Here is an 18,635-nt window from a genome sequence, read left to right as displayed (position 1 = left end):
CCGTCCCCACAACCCCTCTGACGGAGCTGACATGACTTCCACATCCCCCATCACCCTGATCACCGGCGGCAGCCGCGGCCTCGGTGCCCAGATGGCACTGGCCCTGGCCCGCGACGGCCACGACATCGTGCTGACCTACCGTGAAGCCGCCACGGCGGCGGATGCCGTCGTCGCACAGATCCAGGCCCTGGGCCGCCGCGCGCTGGCCCTGCCGCTGGACGTCGCTGACGCGGCGAGCTTTCCGGGCTTCGTCGAGCGGGTGAGCGCGGGCCTGAAGGCCTGGGGCGCCAGCCAGCTCGACGGCCTCATCAACAACGCCGGTACCGGCGCCCACGCCAGCTTTGCAGAGACGACGCCGGCCCAGTTCGACAGCATGGTTGCCATCCACCTCAAGGGCCCCTTCTTCCTGACCCAGGCCCTGTTGCCGCTGCTGGCGACCGGTGAAAAAACGGGTGCCCGCGTGCTCAACATCTCCAGCGGCCTGGCGCGCTTCAGCATCACGGGCTACGCCGCCTACGCGGCGATGAAGGGCGCGGTGGAAGTGCTGACCCGCTACCAGGCCAAGGAGCTGGCCACGCGCGGCATTCGCGTCAACACGCTGGCACCGGGCGCGATCGCGACCGACTTCGGCGGCGGCGCGGTGCGCGACAACGCGGAGCTGAACCGCTTTGTCGCCTCGGTCACGGCGTTGGGCCGCGTCGGCGAAGCCGAGGACATCGGCGGCGCCGCGGCCGCGCTGATGCGCCCGGGCGCGGGCTGGATCACCGGCCAGCGTGTGGAGGCCTCGGGCGGCATGTTCCTGTGAACGAAAAACGGCGGCCTTGACGGGCCGCCGTTCCAGGTGAGAAGCGCGCTCAGTGCTGCAGGATCTTGGCGAGGAAGTCCTTGGCGCGCGGCGAGCGCTCCTCGGGCTTGGTGAAGAAGTCGGTGCTACTGCAGTCCTCGACGATCTTGCCGGCGTCCATGAAGATGACGCGGTTGCTGACGCGCTTGGCGAAGCCCATCTCATGGGTCACGCACATCATGGTCATGCCCTCCTGGGCGAGCTGCACCATCACGTCCAGCACCTCACCGACCATCTCGGGGTCGAGCGCCGAGGTCGGCTCGTCGAACAGCATGACGATGGGGTCCATCGACAGCGCCCGCGCGATGGCCACACGCTGCTGCTGGCCGCCGGAGAGCTGGCCCGGGAACTTGTCCTTGTGGGCGCTCAGGCCCACGCGGTCCAGCATCTTCAGGCCGCGGGTCTTGGCGTCGGCTGCCGAGCGACCCAGCACCTTGATCTGCGCGATGGTCAGGTTCTCGGTCACTGACAGGTGTGGGAAGAGTTCGAAATGCTGGAACACCATGCCGACGCGCGAACGCAGCTTGGGCAGGTTGGTCTTGGGGTCGGCGATGGAGATGCCGTCGACGACGATGTCGCCCTTCTGGAAGGGCTCCAGCGCATTGACGGTCTTGATCAGCGTCGACTTGCCCGAGCCCGAGGGCCCGCAGACGACGACGACCTCGCCCTTCTTGATGGACGTGGTGCAGTCGGTCAGCACCTGGAAGCTGCCGTACCACTTGGAGATGTTCTTGATGTCAATCACAGCGTGACCTCAGCGAATGATGGCAATCTTCTTCTGCAGCTCCCGCACGATGCGGGACAGCCCGAAGCAGATGACGAAGTAGACGACCGCGGCGGCCAGATAGGTCTCGACGGGGCGGTTGAAGTTCTTGCCGGCCACCTCGAAGCCCTTGAGCAGGTCGTACTCACCCACTGCGTAGACCAGCGAGGTGTCCTGGAACAGGATGATGGTCTGGGTCAGCAGCACCGGCAGCATGTTGCGGAAGGCCTGGGGCAGCACGACCAGCTTCATCGTCTGCCCGTAGCTCATGCCCATCGCATAGCCGGCGTTGACCTGGCCCCTGGACACCGACTGGATGCCGGCGCGCATGATCTCCGAGTAGTACGTGGCCTCGAACAGCGTGAAGGTGATGAAGGCCGACATCTGGCCGCCCAGCGGCCCGACCAGCTTGGGGATCAGCAGGAAGAACCACAGGATCACCATCACCAGCGGGATAGAGCGAAGCGTGTCGACGTAGAAGGCCGCGGGCGCCGACAGCCAGGGCTTGCTGGACAGCCGCATCATCGCCAGCAGCGTGCCGAGGATGATGCCGCCGATCATGGCCACCAGCGTCAGCTGGATGGAGAACCAGAAACCCTTGGCGACAAAGCTCTGGACGACCTGCCAGTTGACGAAGGAATAGTCGAGATTCAGCATCACTTGCCTCCCGACTGGCCAGGGATGCGCACGCGCGCCTCGATGAACTTGGCAATGCGGTTGATGGCGAAGGCTGAGATGAAGTACAGCGCGGTGACGGGGATGTAGATCTCCTCGAAATGAGACGTCTCCTCGGAGGCCTGCTGCGCGAACTGCGCCAGCTCCGGGATGCTGACAGCGAAGGCCACCGCGGAGTTCTTGACGATGTTCATGCTCTCGCTCGTCAGCGGCGGGATGACGATGCGGAACGCCATCGGCAGCAGCACGTGGCGGTAGGTCTGGGGCAGCGTCAGGCCCATGGCCAGGCCGGCGTAGCGCTGGCCGGTGGGCAGGGTCTTGATGCCGGCCTTGACCTGCTCGCCGATGCGCGCACTGGTGAAGAAGCCCAGCGCGAAAACCACCAGCACCGAGGGCGGCACGGCCTCACGCAGGCTCGGGAAGAGCGAAGGCAGCACGTGGTACCAGAGGAAGACCTGCACCAGCAGCGGGATGTTGCGGAAGAGCTCGGTCCACGCCTCGCCGAAGCGCGCCAACCACTTGTTCGGTGCCGTGCGGGCAATGCCGATCAGCGAACCGACCACCAGCGCCAGCACGAGGGCCAGCAGCGAGACGCTCAGCGTCCAGCCCCAGGCGCCCAGCATCCATTGCAAATAGGTCTGCTCCTTGCCGCCGGGGCCGAAGCAGCCGGCGACGGCCTCCCCGGTGGCGGTGTCATTGCAGTAGAACTGCCAGTCCCAACTCATGGCCCTCTCCTCAAGCCTCTTAGCTAAAGCAAAGCGGGTGCCAGGCACCCGCTTTGCGGTGGTTCAGGTCGATGCGCGAATCACTTCTTCGCGTAGTCTTCCATCGGCTTGTCGTTGGGATTGGCCCAGGCGTCCTTGGTCGCGGAGGACACCGGCAGGCCGATCTTGGTGTTGGTCGGCGGGATGGGCTGCATGAACCACTTGTCGTAGATCTTGGCCATCTCGCCCGACTTCATCATGCCCTTGATGCTGTCGTCCACGGCCTTCTTGAAGCCCGGGTCGTCCTTGCGCATCATGATGGCGATGGGTTCGACCGACAGCACCTCGCCGACGATCTTGAAGTCGGCCGGGTTCTTGGACGTGGCGATGTTCTTGGCCAGGATGGAGCCGTCCATGACGAAGGCATCGGCGCGGCCGGAGTCCAGCAGCAGGAAGCTGTCGGCGTGGTCCTTGCCAAACACTTCCTTGAAGTCCACGCCGTTGGCGCGCTCATGCTTGCGCAGCGTCTGCACCGACGTCGTGCCGGTCGTCGTCGCGACGGTCTTGCCGGTGAGCTGGCCGATGTTGGTGATGCCGGAGTTGGCCTTCACCGCGATGCGCACTTCCTCGACATAGGTCGTCACGGCGAAGGCGACGTCTTTCTGGCGGGCCGCGTTGTTGGTCGTCGAGCCGCATTCCAGGTCGACCGTGCCATTGACCGTCAGCGGGATGCGGTTGGCCGACGTGACCGGCTGGTACTTGACCTCGATCTTGGTGCCCAGTTGCTTGCGCAGGTCGGCGACGACATGTTCGCAGACGTCGATGTGGTAGCCGACGTATTTGCCATCACCGATGGTGTAGGACAGGCCCGAGGATTCGCGCACGCCCATCGTGATCGCGCCGCTGTCCTTGATCTTCTTCAGCGTGTCTTCGGCATGCACGGCCGAAACGCCGGCGAACAGGGCCGCGACGAGCAGAACTTTCTTCATGGAGACTCCAACAACAGGAAGTGGATATCGATAACAGACGTGAGCAGACCACGCCGCACGCTCAGCCCGAATACGGGTTTACACGATGCATGCGCAAGCGGGATGAGGTCATGCCGCCGACGACAAGTAGTCCCACAACGCCGAGGAGGCAGGCTTGAGCCGGCGCGAAAGCTCGGGCTTTTCGCGATAGATGCGCAGCTCCATGCTGACGCTGAAGGTGCCCGGCGCAGCGGCAGGCACGAGGCGGCCGCTGGCGATCTCCTTTTGCACCGAGCTGGCGGGCAGGAAGGCAAAACCATGGCCTTCCAGCGCCATCGCCTTCAGGCCTTCGGCCATGTCGGTCTCGTAGATGGCATCCAGGTTCAGCGCGCAGTCGGCCTCCTTGACGATGAGCTCGACCAGGCGGCCGAGGTAGGCGCCCGACGCGTAACTGAGGAAGGGGATCTTCTGGCCCGGCCGCCCCGGCAGGCGGAACAACGGCTCGCCCTGCGCGTCCGCCTTGGCATACGGCGACAGGGTCTCGTGGCCCAGCGAGACCATTTGGTAGCGCCCAGGATCCAGTTGCAAGGGCTGGCTGGCGTGGTGATAGACCAGCAGCAGGTCGCAGTTGCCTTCGCTGAGCTGCAGCATCGCGTCATGCACATTGGCTGCGTTGAGCCGGCACTTGATGGCACCGAAACCACGCCGCAGCCCCATCAGCCAGTGCGGGAAAAAGGAGAACGCCAGCGAATGCGGCACGGCGAACTCGATCATGTCCTGGTCGGCCGCCTGGTGGCTGCGCAGCATGTTGCGCGTCGCCTGCAGGTTGCCGAGCAGCTCGACCGCCTGTGCCAGCAAGGTGGCGCCCGCGGCCGTCAGCCGCGTCGGGTAGGACGAACGGTCTACCAGGTCGACACCGGCCCAGGCCTCCAAGGCCTGGATGCGGCGCGAGAACGCCGGCTGGGTCACGTGGCGCAGCTGGGCGGAGCGGGAAAAGCTGCGCGTCTCGGCCAGGCTGACGAAGTCTTCAAGCCATTTGGTTTCCACCAGCGGCAGTGTAGCCAAGGCCTTTATTCCAGCAGCTCGAGCCGCCCCGCGCCCGGATTTCGCTCTGGCGGCAGTGCTGCACCCCCTAAACGCGGCCCCTAGGTACTTGACTCCCCCTCAACTGAAGGGGCGCAACGCGGCCGGGCATGAAGGTGCTTGTTTACAGTCCGTGCAACACCCCAACTCGAACAAACCCGGACGGAGAACGCCATGCGCGCGACGAGCAAACTTCTGGCACTCGCCTTGACGGCCACCATGCAATCGGCGATGGCCGGCGCGGTCTTCTTGGACTTCGAGGACGTGCAAGCCACCGAGCTGCTGACCAACCGCTACGCCGCCAAGGGCGTTACCGGCAGTGGCGCGGCATGGACGGCGACCTCCGAAGCCTGCACGTACGGCCCCAACAATGATTCTGGCGACATCAGCTTCTTCCGCTCGGGCAGCTGTGGCGCACTGCTGCTGGCCCAGGACTGGACAAAGCCGGCCCCGGCGATCAGCAAGAGCCTGACTCTGAGCCTGTCCGACCGCTTTGAAGGCCTGTCCTTTGTCTATTCGGGCAGCGTCGCAGCGATCAACCTCTCGGTTCATGTCTTCGACGGCGTCGGCAATGAATTAAATCTGTTCGACGCCAATGGCAAGGACCTGGGCCTGGGCCTGTCGGGTCTTGCCGGCTCTCCGTGCACCAGCACCTTGACCTTTTGCAACTGGTCCTCGCTGCTCGAGCTGTCGTTCCAGGGCGTCGCTCGCTCGGTCGTCTTCTCGGCAACGGACCAGACGGTCCTGCTTGACGACATCAGCTTCAAGACGTCCGACCCGACCGGCCGCCTGCCCGAGCCTGCCAGCATCGCCCTGGTCCTGGGGGCCCTTGGCGGCCTGGGCTGGAGCCGCCGCCGCGCTGCACGCTAAGCGCCTCTCCCCTGCAAGAACGACCGCCGCGGCGGTCGTTTTTCATTGCGATGAACGTCAGCATGGCCAGCTCAATCCGGGCAGGCCCCGCTGACGGCGGACGGGACAAGAGCTCAACGCGCAAGGCTTGAATCGCCATACTCCGTCCCTATAATGCGTGTCTGCTAGCACTCAACACATTCGAGTGCTAACGAAATGGGCCGATTCCGCGGCCCCATTTTTTCGGTGAGCCGCGATTGCCGCGGCCGCTCCGGTTCCAACTCTCAAGGAGATTCCATGAAGCTGCGCCCCCTGCACGATCGCGTGATCGTTCGCCGTCTGGAGCAAGAAACCAAGACCGCCTCGGGCATCGTCATCCCCGACAACGCCGCCGAGAAGCCCGATCAAGGTGAAGTCCTGGCCGTCGGCCCGGGCAAGCGCAACGACAAGGGTGAGTTCGTGGCGCTGAACGTCGTCGTCGGCGACCGCGTGCTGTTCGGCAAGTATTCCGGCCAGACCGTCAAGGTCGACGGCGACGAGCTGCTGGTCATGCGCGAGGAAGACCTCTTCGCCGTGGTTCAAAAGTAATGACACGGGGACAGCCCGTCACCCCGTGACGCGTTGGCCTCGTTGATCGTGAGTCGAATTAATCGACTCTGACCCCAATTTAAGTATTCGGAGAATCAAATGGCAGCAAAAGACGTGATCTTTGGCGGCGAGGCCCGTGCCCGCATGGTTGAAGGCGTGAACATCCTGGCCAATGCGGTCAAGGTGACCCTGGGCCCCAAGGGCCGCAATGTCGTGCTCGAGCGCTCCTTCGGCGCCCCCACCGTGACCAAGGACGGTGTGTCCGTGGCCAAGGAAATCGAGCTGAAGGACAAGCTGCAGAACATGGGCGCGCAGATGGTCAAGGAAGTTGCTTCCAAGACGTCTGACAACGCTGGTGACGGCACCACGACCGCCACCGTGCTGGCGCAGGCCATCGTGCGCGAAGGCATGAAGTACGTGGCCGCCGGCATGAACCCGATGGACCTGAAGCGCGGCATCGACAAGGCCGTCACCGCCCTGGTCGCCGAGCTGAAGAAGGCCTCCAAAGCCACCACGACTTCCAAGGAAATCGCCCAGGTCGGCACGATCTCGGCCAACAGCGACTCCGAAGTCGGCCGCATCATTGCCGAGGCGATGGACAAGGTCGGCAAGGAAGGCGTCATCACCGTCGAAGACGGCAAGAGCCTGGACAGCGAACTGGACGTCGTCGAAGGCATGCAGTTCGACCGCGGCTACCTGTCGCCCTACTTCATCAACAGCCCCGAGAAGCAGTCCGCCATTCTGGACAACCCCTTCGTGCTGCTGTTCGACAAGAAGATCAGCAACATCCGCGACCTGCTGCCCACGCTGGAGCAAGTGGCCAAGGCCGGCCGTCCGCTGCTGATCATTGCCGAGGAAGTCGAAGGCGAAGCCCTGGCGACGCTGGTGGTCAACACCATCCGCGGCATCCTGAAGGTCGTTGCCGTCAAAGCGCCTGGCTTCGGTGACCGTCGCAAGGCCATGCTCGAAGACATCGCCATCCTGACGGGCGGCAAGGTCATCGCCGAGGAAGTCGGCCTGACGCTGGAGAAGGTCACGCTGGCCGACCTCGGCCAGGCCAAGCGCGTCGAAGTGGGCAAAGAAAACACCACCATCATCGACGGCGCTGGCGCCGCCGACGACATCGAAGCGCGCGTCAAGCAAGTGCGCATCCAGATCGAGGAAGCCACCAGCGACTACGACCGCGAGAAGCTGCAAGAGCGCGTGGCCAAGCTGGCCGGCGGTGTGGCCGTCATCAAGGTCGGTGCTGCCACCGAAGTCGAGATGAAGGAAAAGAAGGCCCGCGTCGAAGACGCGCTGCACGCCACGCGTGCCGCCGTTGAAGAAGGCATCGTGGCTGGTGGCGGCGTCGCGCTGCTGCGTGCCAAGCAAGCCGCTGGCGCCATCAAGGGCGACAACGCCGACCAGGACGCCGGCATCAAGCTGGTCCTGCGCGCCATCGAAGCCCCGCTGCGCGAGATCGTCTACAACGCCGGTGGCGAAGCCTCCGTCGTTGTCAACGCCGTGCTGGCTGGTTCGGGCAACTACGGCTTCAACGCGGCCAACGACACCTATGGCGACATGATCGAAATGGGCATTCTGGACCCGACCAAGGTGACGCGTACTGCGCTGCAGAACGCCGCGTCTGTCGCATCGCTGATGCTGACGACCGAAGCCATGGTCGCCGAGTCGCCGAAGGAAGAAGCGGCCGGCGGCGGCATGCCTGGTGGCATGGGTGGCATGGGTGGCATGGGCGGCATGGACATGTAAGTCCACGCCGGCGACTCACTCGTCGCTGACAAACGAAGGGGCTGCGCGAGCAGCCCCTTTTTTCATGGCCTCCATCTCAGTCGCTCGCGCGAGCAGCTGAGCGCGCGAACGTATAAGTCAGCCCGATGGCGACACTCGCGCCAGTGGTCTGCCGCACCAGTGGGCTGTCGCGGTTCGCGGCGCCAGCCACGCTGTCGACGCGGCCGAAGGCGAAAACACGCACATCCGGCGTCAGCTGATGCGACACGCCGCCCTTGAGCCGCCAGGCAATGAGCCCCGCGCAGGCCCCATAGGCCGGCCGATCGGGCAGCGCCTCACCGGGCTCGACGGTGTAATACGTCGCCGCGAGGCGCCGGTCGCCGAACAGCAAACCCGCGCTGAGGCCGTAGCTCCAGCCGGACCTGGCACGCCGCTCAAGCCCCAGCTCTGGCTCCAGGCTCATGCCGCGATGCCGGCGCGGGTCGCTTGCCTCGAACACGCCGCGCAGCGGCAGCTCGAAAGTGACACGGTCGACGGCACCCCGGCCATTGAGGTACCAGCGCCCCACGGGCCCGAACTCCACCAATGAGCGCAAGCGTGGCATGCCCTCACGCGCCCGCAGCTCCTTGCCGCCGGCGCTCAGCGAGCCAGCGAACGACACGTCCAGCTCGAAGCTCTCGGTACGCACCGCACGCAACCCGGCGCCCTCACCGTCTGCCCGCAACACCTTGCCGCGGTAGATCACATACGGCAGCAGCGGCGTGCGCGTCACCTGTTGATCAGCCCCTGGATAAGCCTGTTGCGACAACGCGCCGGCGGCCACACCCAGTTCCCAGAGCGGCAGACCGGACGGTTGGGGCGCCGCGTCATCGGCGTGCACGAGGGTGGCCGCGCAGGCCAGGCTGAAACCGACAAGGCACTTCATGGGTGAGAGGGCGATTGCGACGGCGCGCATCATGCCTGCACCAGGGCCAGCCAGGCCTCGACGAAGTGTTCCGGGTCGCCCAGGGGGCTGGCCGCCACGCGCTCGCGCAGGCCGCTACGCAGCTCAGCCAGGCTGGCACGGTCACCAGCCCGGCGTGCCGCCAGTTGCACATAGTCCTGCGCATCTGCTGCCACCCAGTCCGACGCCAACCCCAGCGTCTGCATGAAGCTCAGTCCCTGGCGCGAGATCGGCGCAGGCCCCGGTAGCGTCAACACCGGCACGCCCATCCAAAGCCCATCCAGCGTCGTCATGCCGCCGCTGTGCGGGAAGGGGTCCAGGGCGATGTCGACGCGTCCAAAGTCCGCAAGATAGTCGGCCAGCGGCCCCGGACCCCGCAAGTCCAGCCGTGCCACGTCACCCGGCCAGCGGCCCAGCAATGCCGCGCGCTCGGCCTCATGTTGAAGGCCGGGCGCCTTCAACAGCAGCCGGCTGCCAGGCACTGCCGCCAGCACGTGCGCCCACAGCGCCAGCACTTCGTCGCCGAGCTTGTGCAGAGCATTGAAGCTGCCGAAGCACAGGGGGCCATCGCGCATGGCCGCGGCAGGCGCCTCGGCGGGCGGCGCATAGACCGTGAAGCTGTCAGGCAGGCGCAGCAAGGGCTCTGCAAAGCCAGCTTCGGCGCCCTCAGGCAACAGCCAGCGGTCGCCGATGAAGCCATCCATCTCGGCCAGGCCGGTGCTGCCGGCATAACCCAGCCAGCAGAACTGGCGCGGGGCGGGCCGACGCGCGAACACGCCCAGGCGATGACCGCCCGTGTGGCCGTTCAGGTCGACCAGCACATCGATGCCATCGGCCGCGATGCGTTGCGCCAGCGCCGCGTCATCCCAGCCGGCTACGTGCAGCCAACGCGGCGCTGCGGCCCGCAGCCGCAGGGTCAGTTCATCGTCGGCACCATGGTTGGCGTAGACGAAAAGCTCGCAACGCCGCGCCAGCACTGGCAGCCAGGCCTCGGCCAGCCGCCCGACCGGATGACCGCGCAAATCGGCCGACACCAGGCCGACGCGCAAAGGCCCCGCTGCGACCGTGCGCCGAGCAACGGCAGGCGCCGCCACCACCTGACCGAAGGCCAGCGCCTCGCGCCGCAGCTCGGCACCCTGCTGGCCACCCTGCTGGCGATAGGCGCGCAGCAGCAAACGGTCGCTGCGCGCGGTCAGCAGCGTCGGCTCAAGGGTGATGAGGCGGCTCAGCACCGCGTCGGCCTCGTCCAGGCGGCCCTGCTGCTTCAAAGCCTGGGCGAGGTTGCTCAAAGCCTGGGGCGACGTCGGCGCGTCGTCCAGCGCCTGACGGTAGGCGGCCACAGCCTGTGCATGCCGTCCCTCGCGCAGCCGCAGCCCGCCCAGGTTGGCCAGCGCCGCCGCCCGGCGTTCGCCGGTCAGGCCCGCGGCCAGGGCGGCCGTCAACACCGCCTCGCCGCGCTGCGGCCGCAGCAGGCTCAGATTGCAAGCGGCCTCTGCATGGCCGGCATCCAACGCCAGCACGGCCTCCCAGGCATCAACCGCACCCGCCGCGTCGCCGCTCTCCTTCAGCAGGTTGCCCAGCGCAAAGCGGTGGGCGAGATCCGCCGGCGCCAGAGCCACGGCTTCGCGCTGCATCGCGACCGCTTCGCCAAGGCGTCCGGCTGCGGCCCAGGCTGTCGCGGCGTGCCCGCGCAGGGCCGCGTCCGCCGGCCGCGCCTTGATCGCCTGTTCGAAGGCCCGTGCCGCGTCGACGTGACGACCGAGCGCCAGCAGCGCCCGCCCCCGGTTGCCCTGAGCGGCCACCAGTCCCGGTTGCAGCACCAAGGCCTCATCAAAGGCCGCCAGAGCCTGGGCCGGCTCGCCCAGGGCCAGCAATGCATTGCCGAGGTTGTTGTGCGCACCCGCCAGGCGCGGCTGCAGCTTCAGCGCCCGCTCATAGGCCGCACGAGCCTCTGGCCACTGCTGCCGCTGGGCCAGCAGCGCGCCCAGGTTGGCCGCCAGCTCGGCATCGCCCGGCAGCAGGGCCATCGCCCGGTCCAGGGCCGGCAGCGCGTCCTCTCCCAGCATCTGCTGAGCCACGGACAGCGCCTTCCACAAGGCGCCATCCTGCGGATGCTCGATGAGCAAGGCGCGGGCCTGCGCGGCCATCTCGGCATGGCGCCCGGCCTGAAAAAGCGTGAAAAGGTTCTGAAGTGCGGCGTTTGCCATGTGATTGAGGGGTCAGTAAGAGTGGGCAACACGTCGGGGTGCACCAGCTTGGCGCCGGATAATCTCACCACGCCCCTCCACAGCGTCCATGCCCTTCAGCCCGCATCCCCATCAACTGCTCGACCATGCCCTGACCGAAGCCGGTCCGATGGCCCGCGACCTGCTCCACAGCGTGCAGGATGAACTCGACGCCCAGCCCCAGCACTATCCGCTGCGCGAGGCCTGGCGCAAGGTGCGCCCGCATTTCGCGGCCGATTTCGAGGGCAAGCTCATCGAGCTGTTGCAGGCCGGCCGCCGCGGCGACGATCCCATGCACCGCGCGCCCGCGCAGTTCGGTGGCCTGGAAAGCCTCAGCCTCGTCGACGAACATCAGGCGCTCCAGGATGTGGCGATCGCCCATGTCGCCCATGCGGCCGAAGACATGAGCCGGGCCGAGCTCCACCAGATCGGCAATTTTTTCGCCGCGCTGCGCGGCATCGCTCGCGCCCGTGAGCGTGACAACCCGCTGCGCCCAGCCCTCTACGCTCACGCGCTGCACCATGCCCTGGCATCCAGCCCGATCGGTGCCCAGACCCAGTACGAGCTGATGCGCGTCGCCGCCACACCGCTGGCCCGCGCGCTGAACCGCCTCTATACCCAGGCCTGCGCCACGCTGCACGCCGCCGACATCAGCGACATGGTTGCCTCCCACGGCCATGCCAAGACCGACCCGCTGGCCCACCAGCGTTTGGCGGCCGCCCATGGCATCGGCGCGCGGCCGACCGCACACGGCACGCTGGACGGCCTGTCGCGCCGCGTCGACGCGGTCAACTCCCGGCCGCAAGGCCTGGCATCGCACAGCCCTGCCACGCAGCGCGACCCACTCGCCCCGGCACCTTTCGTGCGCTCGACCGGTCCGGACATGCTGAGCCGGCTCTACGACCAGATCCTGGCCGATCCGCGCCTGCTGCCACCGCTGAAGGCCCTGCTCGCCCGCCTTCAGATCGCCGTCGTGCGCCTGGCCCGTAGCGACAGCATGCTGCTGCGCCGCCAGGACCACCCCACCTGGGCGCTGCTGAACCGCGTCGCTGCCCACGGCATGGCCTTCGAGCGCGCCGACGACACCCGCCTGGTCGGCTTCCTGCGCTTCATGGAAGCCGAGGCCCAGCTCCTCGTTGACGCGCCGACGCCCACGGCCCTGCTCTTCCAGCAGGTGCTGGCCCGCGTGGATGCCCACATCGACCAGCAGGCCCGCCAAAGCGGCGAACGCAACGCCGTGGCGCTGGCCGCCCTGGAGCGCGAGCAGCTGCGCAGCGACTGGCGCGCGCTGATCCGCGACCAGATCGACCACCAGATTGCCGGCGCCCCCCTGGGCCCACGCATGCACCGCTTCCTGCAGACCGCCTGGGTCGACGTGATCGTCGAAGCGATGGTGCGCCACGGCCGCGACTCGCGCGAAGCCCATGTCGCGATGGAGATGGTCGACGGCGTGCTCGACAGCCTCACCACGCCGCGAGACCTCGCCGACCGCGAGGCCCTGCGCATGCGCCTGCCTGTCCTCATCGAAAGCCTGGTTGCCGGCTGCGACAGCATCCAGCTCGCCGAGGCCAAGCGCGAGCCGGCGCTGTCCGAGCTGATGGCCCAGCATGCCCGCCTGCTGCGCGGCCTGCCGGCACTGGACCCGGCCGAGCGCCGCCCCGCCGCGCCGCCGCCTGTCTCGGCCGCGGCCAGCAATGCGCCCGCCTCGGCCGATGAAATCGTCAAGCGCCTGATGGAGGAACGTGATTCCCAGGTGCCTTCGCACTGGCTCAGCGTCGACGTCGACCGCGGCGAGCTGCCGACCGTGCCGGTGCAGCTCTACAGCGAGTCCGATTCGCCGGCCGCACGCGCCGCGCTGCAACGCTGGATCGATGGCCTGCAGATCGGCCGCTGGTTCCACCTCTTCATCCAGGGCGTCTGGCATACCGCCCAGATCGCCTGGATCAGCGAGGGCCGGCAGTTCCTGCTCTTCGTCGGTCGCGACTCCGACGAACGCCTGCCACTGACCCGCCGCGCGCTGGAGGCCCTGCTGTCCAACGGCCTCATCACGGCGCTGGAGGATGACAACGTCGTCCAGCGCGCCGTCGACACGCTGATGAGCGACCTCGACGGCGGGTGATGGCCCACCCCCGAGGCGCTCACGCGCCTCCCCCTCAAGGGGGCGCCGCCAGCGGCCCGGCAAAGCCGGTTCCGCGGCGGCCGCGCGAGGGAGCGGCTGGCTACGCCGCCGCAGTCATTCCACCAGCGGCGTGGACCCATTCGTGAAGAGCCAAAGCGACGTCGCCGACGCCGCTCTTCTTCAGCGCCGAGAACAGCGTCACGGCCACGTCGGACTCTTCGGTGGTCATGCCGGCCAGGAACTCCGTCGTCGCGCGCAACGCCGCGTCCGCCTCCTTCCGATTGAGCTTGTCGGACTTGGTGAGCAGCACCAGCAACTTGATCTCACCCGTGGCCACGCGCGCAGCGACGAACTCCAGCAGCTGCTTGTCCAAATCGGTCAGGCCGAGACGGGAATCGACCATCAGCACGACGCCCGACAGGCTGCGGCGCACTTCCAGGTAGTCGGCCATGACCTTTTGCCAGCGCAGCTTGGCCGATTTGTTCACGGCGGCATAGCCATAGCCCGGCAAGTCGGCGAACAGGGCGTCGGCCGCGTCCTTGGGGCCGAGCTCGAAGAGGTTGATGTGCTGGGTGCGGCCGGGCGTCTTGGATGCGAAAGCCAGGCGTTTTTGCTGGGCCAGCGTGTTGATGGCGGTGGACTTGCCGGCGTTGGAGCGGCCGACGAAGGCGATCTCGGGCAGCTCGGTGGCGGGCAGATGCACCAGTTGGCTGGCGGTGGTCAGGAAGCGCGCGGTATGCGTCCAGGACAGGGCGAGCTTCTCGGTGAGGGGCTCGGCCGGCACGGCCTCAGGAATCTTGTCGGTCATGTCTAGCTCGGACGCTGTGGTTCAGCATTGTAAAATTCTCGGGTTACGCCCTTTGAGACCGTATAAATCCATGAAGACTGTCGCCCTCCTCCTGTCGAGTCTGCTGCTGGCCGCCACGGCTCACGCGAACGAGCCCGCCGCTGTTGCTGCCAAGCCCGACCTCGGCAAAGGCGGTGCCATCTCTTCCCAGGTCTGCGCAGCCTGCCACACCGCTGACGGCTCGCGTGGCAGCCCCGCCAACCCCATCCTGCAGGGCCAGCACGCCGAATACCTGGCCAAGCAGCTGACCGAGTTCAAGAGCGGCAAGCGCAAGAACCCCGTCATGCAAGGCATGGCCGCCCCGCTGTCCGAAGATGACATCCGCAATGTGGCCGCCTTCTACGCCGCCAAGACCGCCAAGCCGGGTTTCGCCAAGAACAAGGACACGGTTGCCCTGGGCGAGAAGATCTACCGCGGTGGCATTGCCGAGCGCAATGTGCCGGCCTGTGCCGGCTGCCACGGCGCCAACGGCTCTGGCCTGCCGGTCCAGTACCCGCGCCTGGGCGGCCAGCACGGCGACTATGTCGAGGCCCAGATGACCGCCTTCCGCAGCGGTGCACGTGCCAACAATCCCGTCATGGTCACCGTCGCCGCCAAGATGAACGACAAGGAAATCAAGGCCGTGTCCGACTACATCGCCGGCCTGCGCTGAACGCGGCGCTTGCCTTGAGGAACAAAGGCCGGTGAACCCCACCGGCCTTTTTTGTTGACATGAACCAACCCCTCGCCCAATCTCGCACCGCTGAACGCGAGCGAGCCCGGTCGGTCCCCCGAGGGGACGGCGATGCGCGCGGCATTGAGCCGCACGCACATCGCCAGCGCGGGCCGGCTTGGGAGCGGCCCGGCGCTCAGCCCGAAAGCGCCACGGACAACTGATGTCTTCGTCCTCCCACCGCCAATCCGCCGCCCGCGAACTGCTGGACCTGCTCGCGTCCATGCGCTTCGCCATCACGCTGCTCAGCGTGATCTGCATCGCCTCGGTCATCGGCACCGTGCTGCGCCAGAGCGAGCCCATGGGCAACTACGTCAACCAGTTCGGCCCTTTCTGGGCCGACGTGTTCGGCAAGCTGGGGCTCTACACGGTCTACAGCGCGCCCTGGTTCCTCGTCATCCTGACCTTCCTGGTGCTCTCAACCAGCCTTTGCATTGCCCGCAACGCGCCCAAGATCCTGGTTGACCTGAAGAGCTACAAGGAGGGCGTGCGCGAGCAGTCCCTGCAGGCGCACCACCACAAGGCCATCGGCGAGCTGCCCAGCAACCCTTCGATGGCCCTGGCCGAGATCGGCAACACGCTGGCGGCCCACGGCTGGAAGGCCCGCGTGCAGCGGCGCGACAACGGCATCATGATCGCGGCCCGCCGCGGCGCGGCCAACAAGATCGGCTACCTCTGCGCCCACTCGGCCATCGTGCTGATCCTCATTGGCGGCGTGCTTGACGGCAATGCCATGGTCAAGCTCGCCATGTGGGCCCAGGGCAAGCAGCTCTATACCGGCTCGGGCTTCGTGTCCGACATCCGCCCCGAACACCGGCTCTCCACCGGCAACCCGAGTTTTCGCGGCAACGTCTCGGTCCCCGAGGGCCAGCGCCAGGGCATCGCCGTGCTGAGCCTGCCCAGCGGCGTCGTGCTGCAGGACCTGCCCTTCGACATCGAGCTGAAGAAGTTCAAGGTCGACTACTACCCGACCGGCATGCCCAAGAGCTTTGCCAGCGACATCGTCATCCACGACGGCGCGACGCTGCGCGAGGCCACGGTCAAGGTCAACGAACCCGTCATCCACAAGGGCCTGGCCATCTACCAGAGCAGCTTCGAGGACGGCGGCAGCAAGCTCGAACTCAAGGCCATGCCGCTGGCCGGCACCGGCACGCCGGTGAAGCTTGCCGGCCGCGTCGGCACGAAGATGGCCTTTGGCGAACAGACGCTCGAGCTCGACGGCCTGCGCGTCATCAATGTCGAGAATTTGGCTGGCGACAGCGCCAATGCCAGCGGCGCCGACGTGCGCAAGGTCGACCTCGGCGCATCTCTTGGCAAGCACCTGGGCAGCGGCGCCAAGTCCGCGGGCGACAAAGCCCTGCACAACGTCGGCCCGAGCTTCAGCTACAAGCTGCGCGACGCCGCCGGCCAGGCCCGCGAATACAACAACTACATGCTGCCGGTCGAGCTGGACGGGCAGAAGCTCTTCCTCGCCGGCGTGCGCGACACCCCGGCCGAAACCTTCCGCTATCTGCGCATGCCGGCTGACGAAAACGGCGAGCTGGGCGGCTGGCTGCGCCTGCGCCAGGCCCTGGCCGACCCTGCCCTGCGTGACGCCGCCGCGCGCCGCTATGCCGTCGCCGCCACGCCGCCCAACCAGCCCCAGCTGACGCCGCAGCTGCAGCTGACCGCCCAGCGCGCGCTGACGCTGTTCTCCGGCGCCGCCGCCAAGCCCGGCGACGAGGTCAAGGGTGGCTTGCCGGCGCTGTCGCAGTTCATCGAACGCGACGTGCCCGAGGCCGACCGCCAGCGCGTCTCCGAGGTCCTGCTGCGCATCCTGAACGGCAGCCTGTTCGAGCTGCACCAGATTGCCCGCGAGCGCGCTGGCCTCAAGCCCGCCAGCACCGACGCCGCCGCCCAGGGCTTCATGACCCAGGCCGTGCTGTCCCTGTCCGACAGCCTCTACTACCCGTCGCCCACGTTGCTGCAGCTGGAGAACTTCGAGCAGGTGCAGGCCAGCGTCTTCCAGGTCGCCCGCGCGCCGGGCCAGAAACTGGTCTATCTGGGCGCCCTCCTGCTCATCGTCGGTGTTTTTTCCATGCTCTACATCAAGGAGCGTAGGCTGTGGGTCTGGCTCACTCCCAGCGCCGACCCGGGCGGATCGCAGGTGCGCATGGCCATGTCCAGCACCCGTGAGTCGCCCGACAACGCCGTTATGTTCGCCCAGCTCAAAGCCGCCGTGCTGAAGGAGCCCTCATGAACACCACCACCTTCGACCTGCCGCGCCGTCACGCGTTGCAGCGCCGTGACACCCTCGACTGGCTGTTCGCCGCCCTCGTGCTGCTGGGCGGCGGCTATGCCTTCAGCCGCTATCACGCCAGCATGGACGGCTACGAGCAGGGCATCCTGCTGTGCGCCATGCCGGCGCTGATCGCGCTGGGTTGGTTCTGGAAGCCGCTGCGTTGGCTGAGCGTCGCCGTCGGTGCGGCCGCCCTCATCGCTATCGGCCTGTATGCCCAGCACACCGACGGCTTCGGCGCCGACCTGGCCGCCGGAGAGAAGGTGTTCTGGCTGAAGTACATGCTGTCCAGCCAGAGCGCCATCCTGTGGATGAGCCTGTTGTTCTACATGAGCATGCTCTTCTACTGGGGCGGCTTCTTCACCGGCGCCGGCCGCAACAGCGTGGCCGAGGTGGTCGGCTCCAAGCTGGCTTGGGGCGGCGTCTTCATGGCCCTGGTCGGCACGCTGGTGCGCTGGTACGAGAGCCACCAGATCGGCGCCGACATCGGCCACATCCCCGTCAGCAACCTCTACGAAGTCTTCGTGCTGTTCTGCTGGCTGACGACGACCTTCTACCTCTACTACGAGGCCCGCTTCGCGACGCGCTCGTTGGGCGCCTACGTCATGCTGGTCGTCAGCGGCGCGGTCAGCTTCCTGCTCTGGTACACGCTGGCCCGCGAGGCCCAGGAGATCCAGCCGCTGGTGCCGGCGCTGCAGAGCTGGTGGATGAAGATCCACGTGCCCGCCAACTTCGTCGGTTATGGCAGCTTCGCGCTGGCGGCCATGGTGGCCCTGGCCTTTCTGCTGAAGACAGCGACGACGCGCGCCCTCGTCATCGGCCTCGTTGCCATGCCGCTGGGCATCGTCGGCCTGATCCTGGCGGTGCGCTTCGGTGCCACGCTGGAGGCCGCCACCGTCGCCGGCCTGCAGGGCTGGGCCTACAAAATCGCCGGTGTCGCCGCCTTCCTGGGCATTGCCGTCGCGCTGCGCGGCCACCTGACGGCGCGCCTGCCCGACCTGCCCCAGCTCGACGACCTCATGTACAAGGCCATCGCGCTGGGCTTTGCCTTCTTCACGATCGCCACCATCCTGGGCGCCTTCTGGGCCGCCGAGGCCTGGGGCGGCTACTGGAGCTGGGACCCGAAGGAAACCTGGGCCCTGATCGTCTGGCTCAACTACGCCGCCTGGCTGCACATGCGGCTGATGAAGGGCCTGCGCGGCATGGCCTCGGCATGGTGGGCGCTGGTGGGCCTGCTGGTCACGACCTTCGCCTTCCTGGGCGTCAACATGTTCCTGTCCGGCCTGCACAGCTACGGTACGCTGTAGCG

16 protein-coding genes are annotated in these 18,635 nt (G+C 67.1%); 8 read left to right on the top strand and 8 right to left on the bottom strand.

What is annotated here, in order from left to right:
• The first annotated feature begins 31 nt into the window (after positions 1-31).
• Positions 32-805, top strand: a complete 774-nt coding sequence (locus ASC95_RS05835; protein WP_057296775.1) for an SDR family NAD(P)-dependent oxidoreductase — start codon at positions 32-34, stop codon at positions 803-805.
• A gap of 49 nt (positions 806-854) precedes the next feature.
• Here the strand turns inward: ASC95_RS05835 and ASC95_RS05830 are convergent, their stop codons facing one another.
• From ASC95_RS05830 to ASC95_RS05810, 5 genes are all read right to left on the bottom strand, one after another.
• Positions 855-1,589, bottom strand: coding sequence for an amino acid ABC transporter ATP-binding protein (locus ASC95_RS05830; RefSeq protein WP_057296774.1), 735 nt, complete (start codon positions 1,587-1,589; stop codon positions 855-857).
• Between the two features lie 9 nt (positions 1,590-1,598).
• Positions 1,599-2,264 (bottom strand): amino acid ABC transporter permease, encoded by a 666-nt coding sequence (locus ASC95_RS05825; RefSeq protein ID WP_057296773.1) that lies wholly within the window; start codon positions 2,262-2,264, stop codon positions 1,599-1,601.
• Positions 2,264-3,007: an amino acid ABC transporter permease gene (locus ASC95_RS05820; RefSeq protein WP_057296772.1), complete on the bottom strand. Its 744-nt coding sequence runs from the start codon at positions 3,005-3,007 to the stop codon at positions 2,264-2,266. Before ASC95_RS05820 ends, ASC95_RS05825 begins: the two co-directional genes overlap by 1 nt.
• 80 nt (positions 3,008-3,087) lie before the next feature.
• Complete coding sequence (locus ASC95_RS05815) at positions 3,088-3,975, bottom strand: amino acid ABC transporter substrate-binding protein (protein ID WP_057296771.1); 888 nt, start codon at positions 3,973-3,975, stop codon at positions 3,088-3,090.
• A gap of 108 nt (positions 3,976-4,083) precedes the next feature.
• Positions 4,084-5,001 carry a LysR substrate-binding domain-containing protein gene (locus ASC95_RS05810; RefSeq protein WP_057297064.1) on the bottom strand — a complete coding sequence of 306 codons (918 nt, stop codon included), beginning with the start codon at positions 4,999-5,001 and terminating at the stop codon, positions 4,084-4,086.
• 210 nt (positions 5,002-5,211) lie between these two features.
• On the opposite strand from ASC95_RS05810, the gene ASC95_RS05805 reads away from it, so the two are divergent.
• The 3 genes from ASC95_RS05805 (at position 5,212) to groL (ending at position 8,223) form a co-directional block, all read left to right on the top strand.
• On the top strand, positions 5,212-5,907 hold the full coding sequence (locus ASC95_RS05805) for a PEP-CTERM sorting domain-containing protein (protein ID WP_057296770.1): 696 nt from the start codon (positions 5,212-5,214) through the stop codon (positions 5,905-5,907).
• A 276-nt stretch (positions 5,908-6,183) separates the two neighbouring features.
• On the top strand, positions 6,184-6,474 hold the full coding sequence (locus ASC95_RS05800) for a co-chaperone GroES (protein WP_056202831.1): 291 nt from the start codon (positions 6,184-6,186) through the stop codon (positions 6,472-6,474).
• Between the two features lie 99 nt (positions 6,475-6,573).
• Positions 6,574-8,223, top strand: coding sequence for a chaperonin GroEL (gene groL, locus ASC95_RS05795; protein WP_057296769.1), 1,650 nt, complete (start codon positions 6,574-6,576; stop codon positions 8,221-8,223).
• Positions 8,224-8,299: 76 nt separating this feature from the next.
• Here groL and ASC95_RS05790 read toward each other — a convergent pair whose 3' ends face one another.
• Positions 8,300-9,160, bottom strand: a complete 861-nt coding sequence (locus tag ASC95_RS05790; RefSeq protein ID WP_057296768.1) for a MipA/OmpV family protein — start codon at positions 9,158-9,160, stop codon at positions 8,300-8,302.
• Positions 9,157-11,352 carry a glycosyltransferase family 41 protein gene (locus ASC95_RS05785; protein WP_057296767.1) on the bottom strand — a complete coding sequence of 732 codons (2,196 nt, stop codon included), beginning with the start codon at positions 11,350-11,352 and terminating at the stop codon, positions 9,157-9,159. Before ASC95_RS05785 ends, ASC95_RS05790 begins: the two co-directional genes overlap by 4 nt.
• An 88-nt stretch (positions 11,353-11,440) precedes the next feature.
• Between ASC95_RS05785 and ASC95_RS05780 the strand changes: the two genes are divergently transcribed.
• Entirely contained in the window at positions 11,441-13,489 is a 2,049-nt protein-coding gene (locus ASC95_RS05780) for a DUF1631 family protein (protein ID WP_057296766.1), read from the top strand.
• Positions 13,490-13,589: 100 nt separating this feature from the next.
• Here the strand turns inward: ASC95_RS05780 and yihA are convergent, their stop codons facing one another.
• Positions 13,590-14,297 (bottom strand): ribosome biogenesis GTP-binding protein YihA/YsxC, encoded by a 708-nt coding sequence (gene yihA / locus ASC95_RS05775; protein ID WP_057296765.1) that lies wholly within the window; start codon positions 14,295-14,297, stop codon positions 13,590-13,592.
• A gap of 70 nt (positions 14,298-14,367) precedes the next feature.
• On the opposite strand from yihA, the gene ASC95_RS05770 reads away from it, so the two are divergent.
• The 3 genes from ASC95_RS05770 (at position 14,368) to ccsB (ending at position 18,633) form a co-directional block, all read left to right on the top strand.
• On the top strand, positions 14,368-14,988 hold the full coding sequence (locus tag ASC95_RS05770) for a cytochrome c (RefSeq protein WP_057296764.1): 621 nt from the start codon (positions 14,368-14,370) through the stop codon (positions 14,986-14,988).
• Positions 14,989-15,211: 223 nt separating this feature from the next.
• Positions 15,212-17,287 (top strand): cytochrome c biogenesis protein ResB, encoded by a 2,076-nt coding sequence (locus ASC95_RS05765; protein WP_057296763.1) that lies wholly within the window; start codon positions 15,212-15,214, stop codon positions 17,285-17,287.
• Positions 17,284-18,633 (top strand): c-type cytochrome biogenesis protein CcsB, encoded by a 1,350-nt coding sequence (gene ccsB, locus ASC95_RS05760; protein ID WP_057296762.1) that lies wholly within the window; start codon positions 17,284-17,286, stop codon positions 18,631-18,633. The genes ASC95_RS05765 and ccsB overlap by 4 nt, the downstream gene beginning before the upstream one ends.
• Positions 18,634-18,635: the final 2 nt, after the last annotated feature.

Origin of the sequence: Pelomonas sp. Root1217 (assembly GCF_001425705.1) — a bacterium.
In the GTDB taxonomy this organism is placed as follows: Bacteria; Pseudomonadota; Gammaproteobacteria; order Burkholderiales; family Burkholderiaceae_C; genus Pelomonas.
The sequence above is the reverse complement of the archived record's forward strand: the minus strand, read 5'-3'. Positions and strand labels throughout refer to the sequence as shown.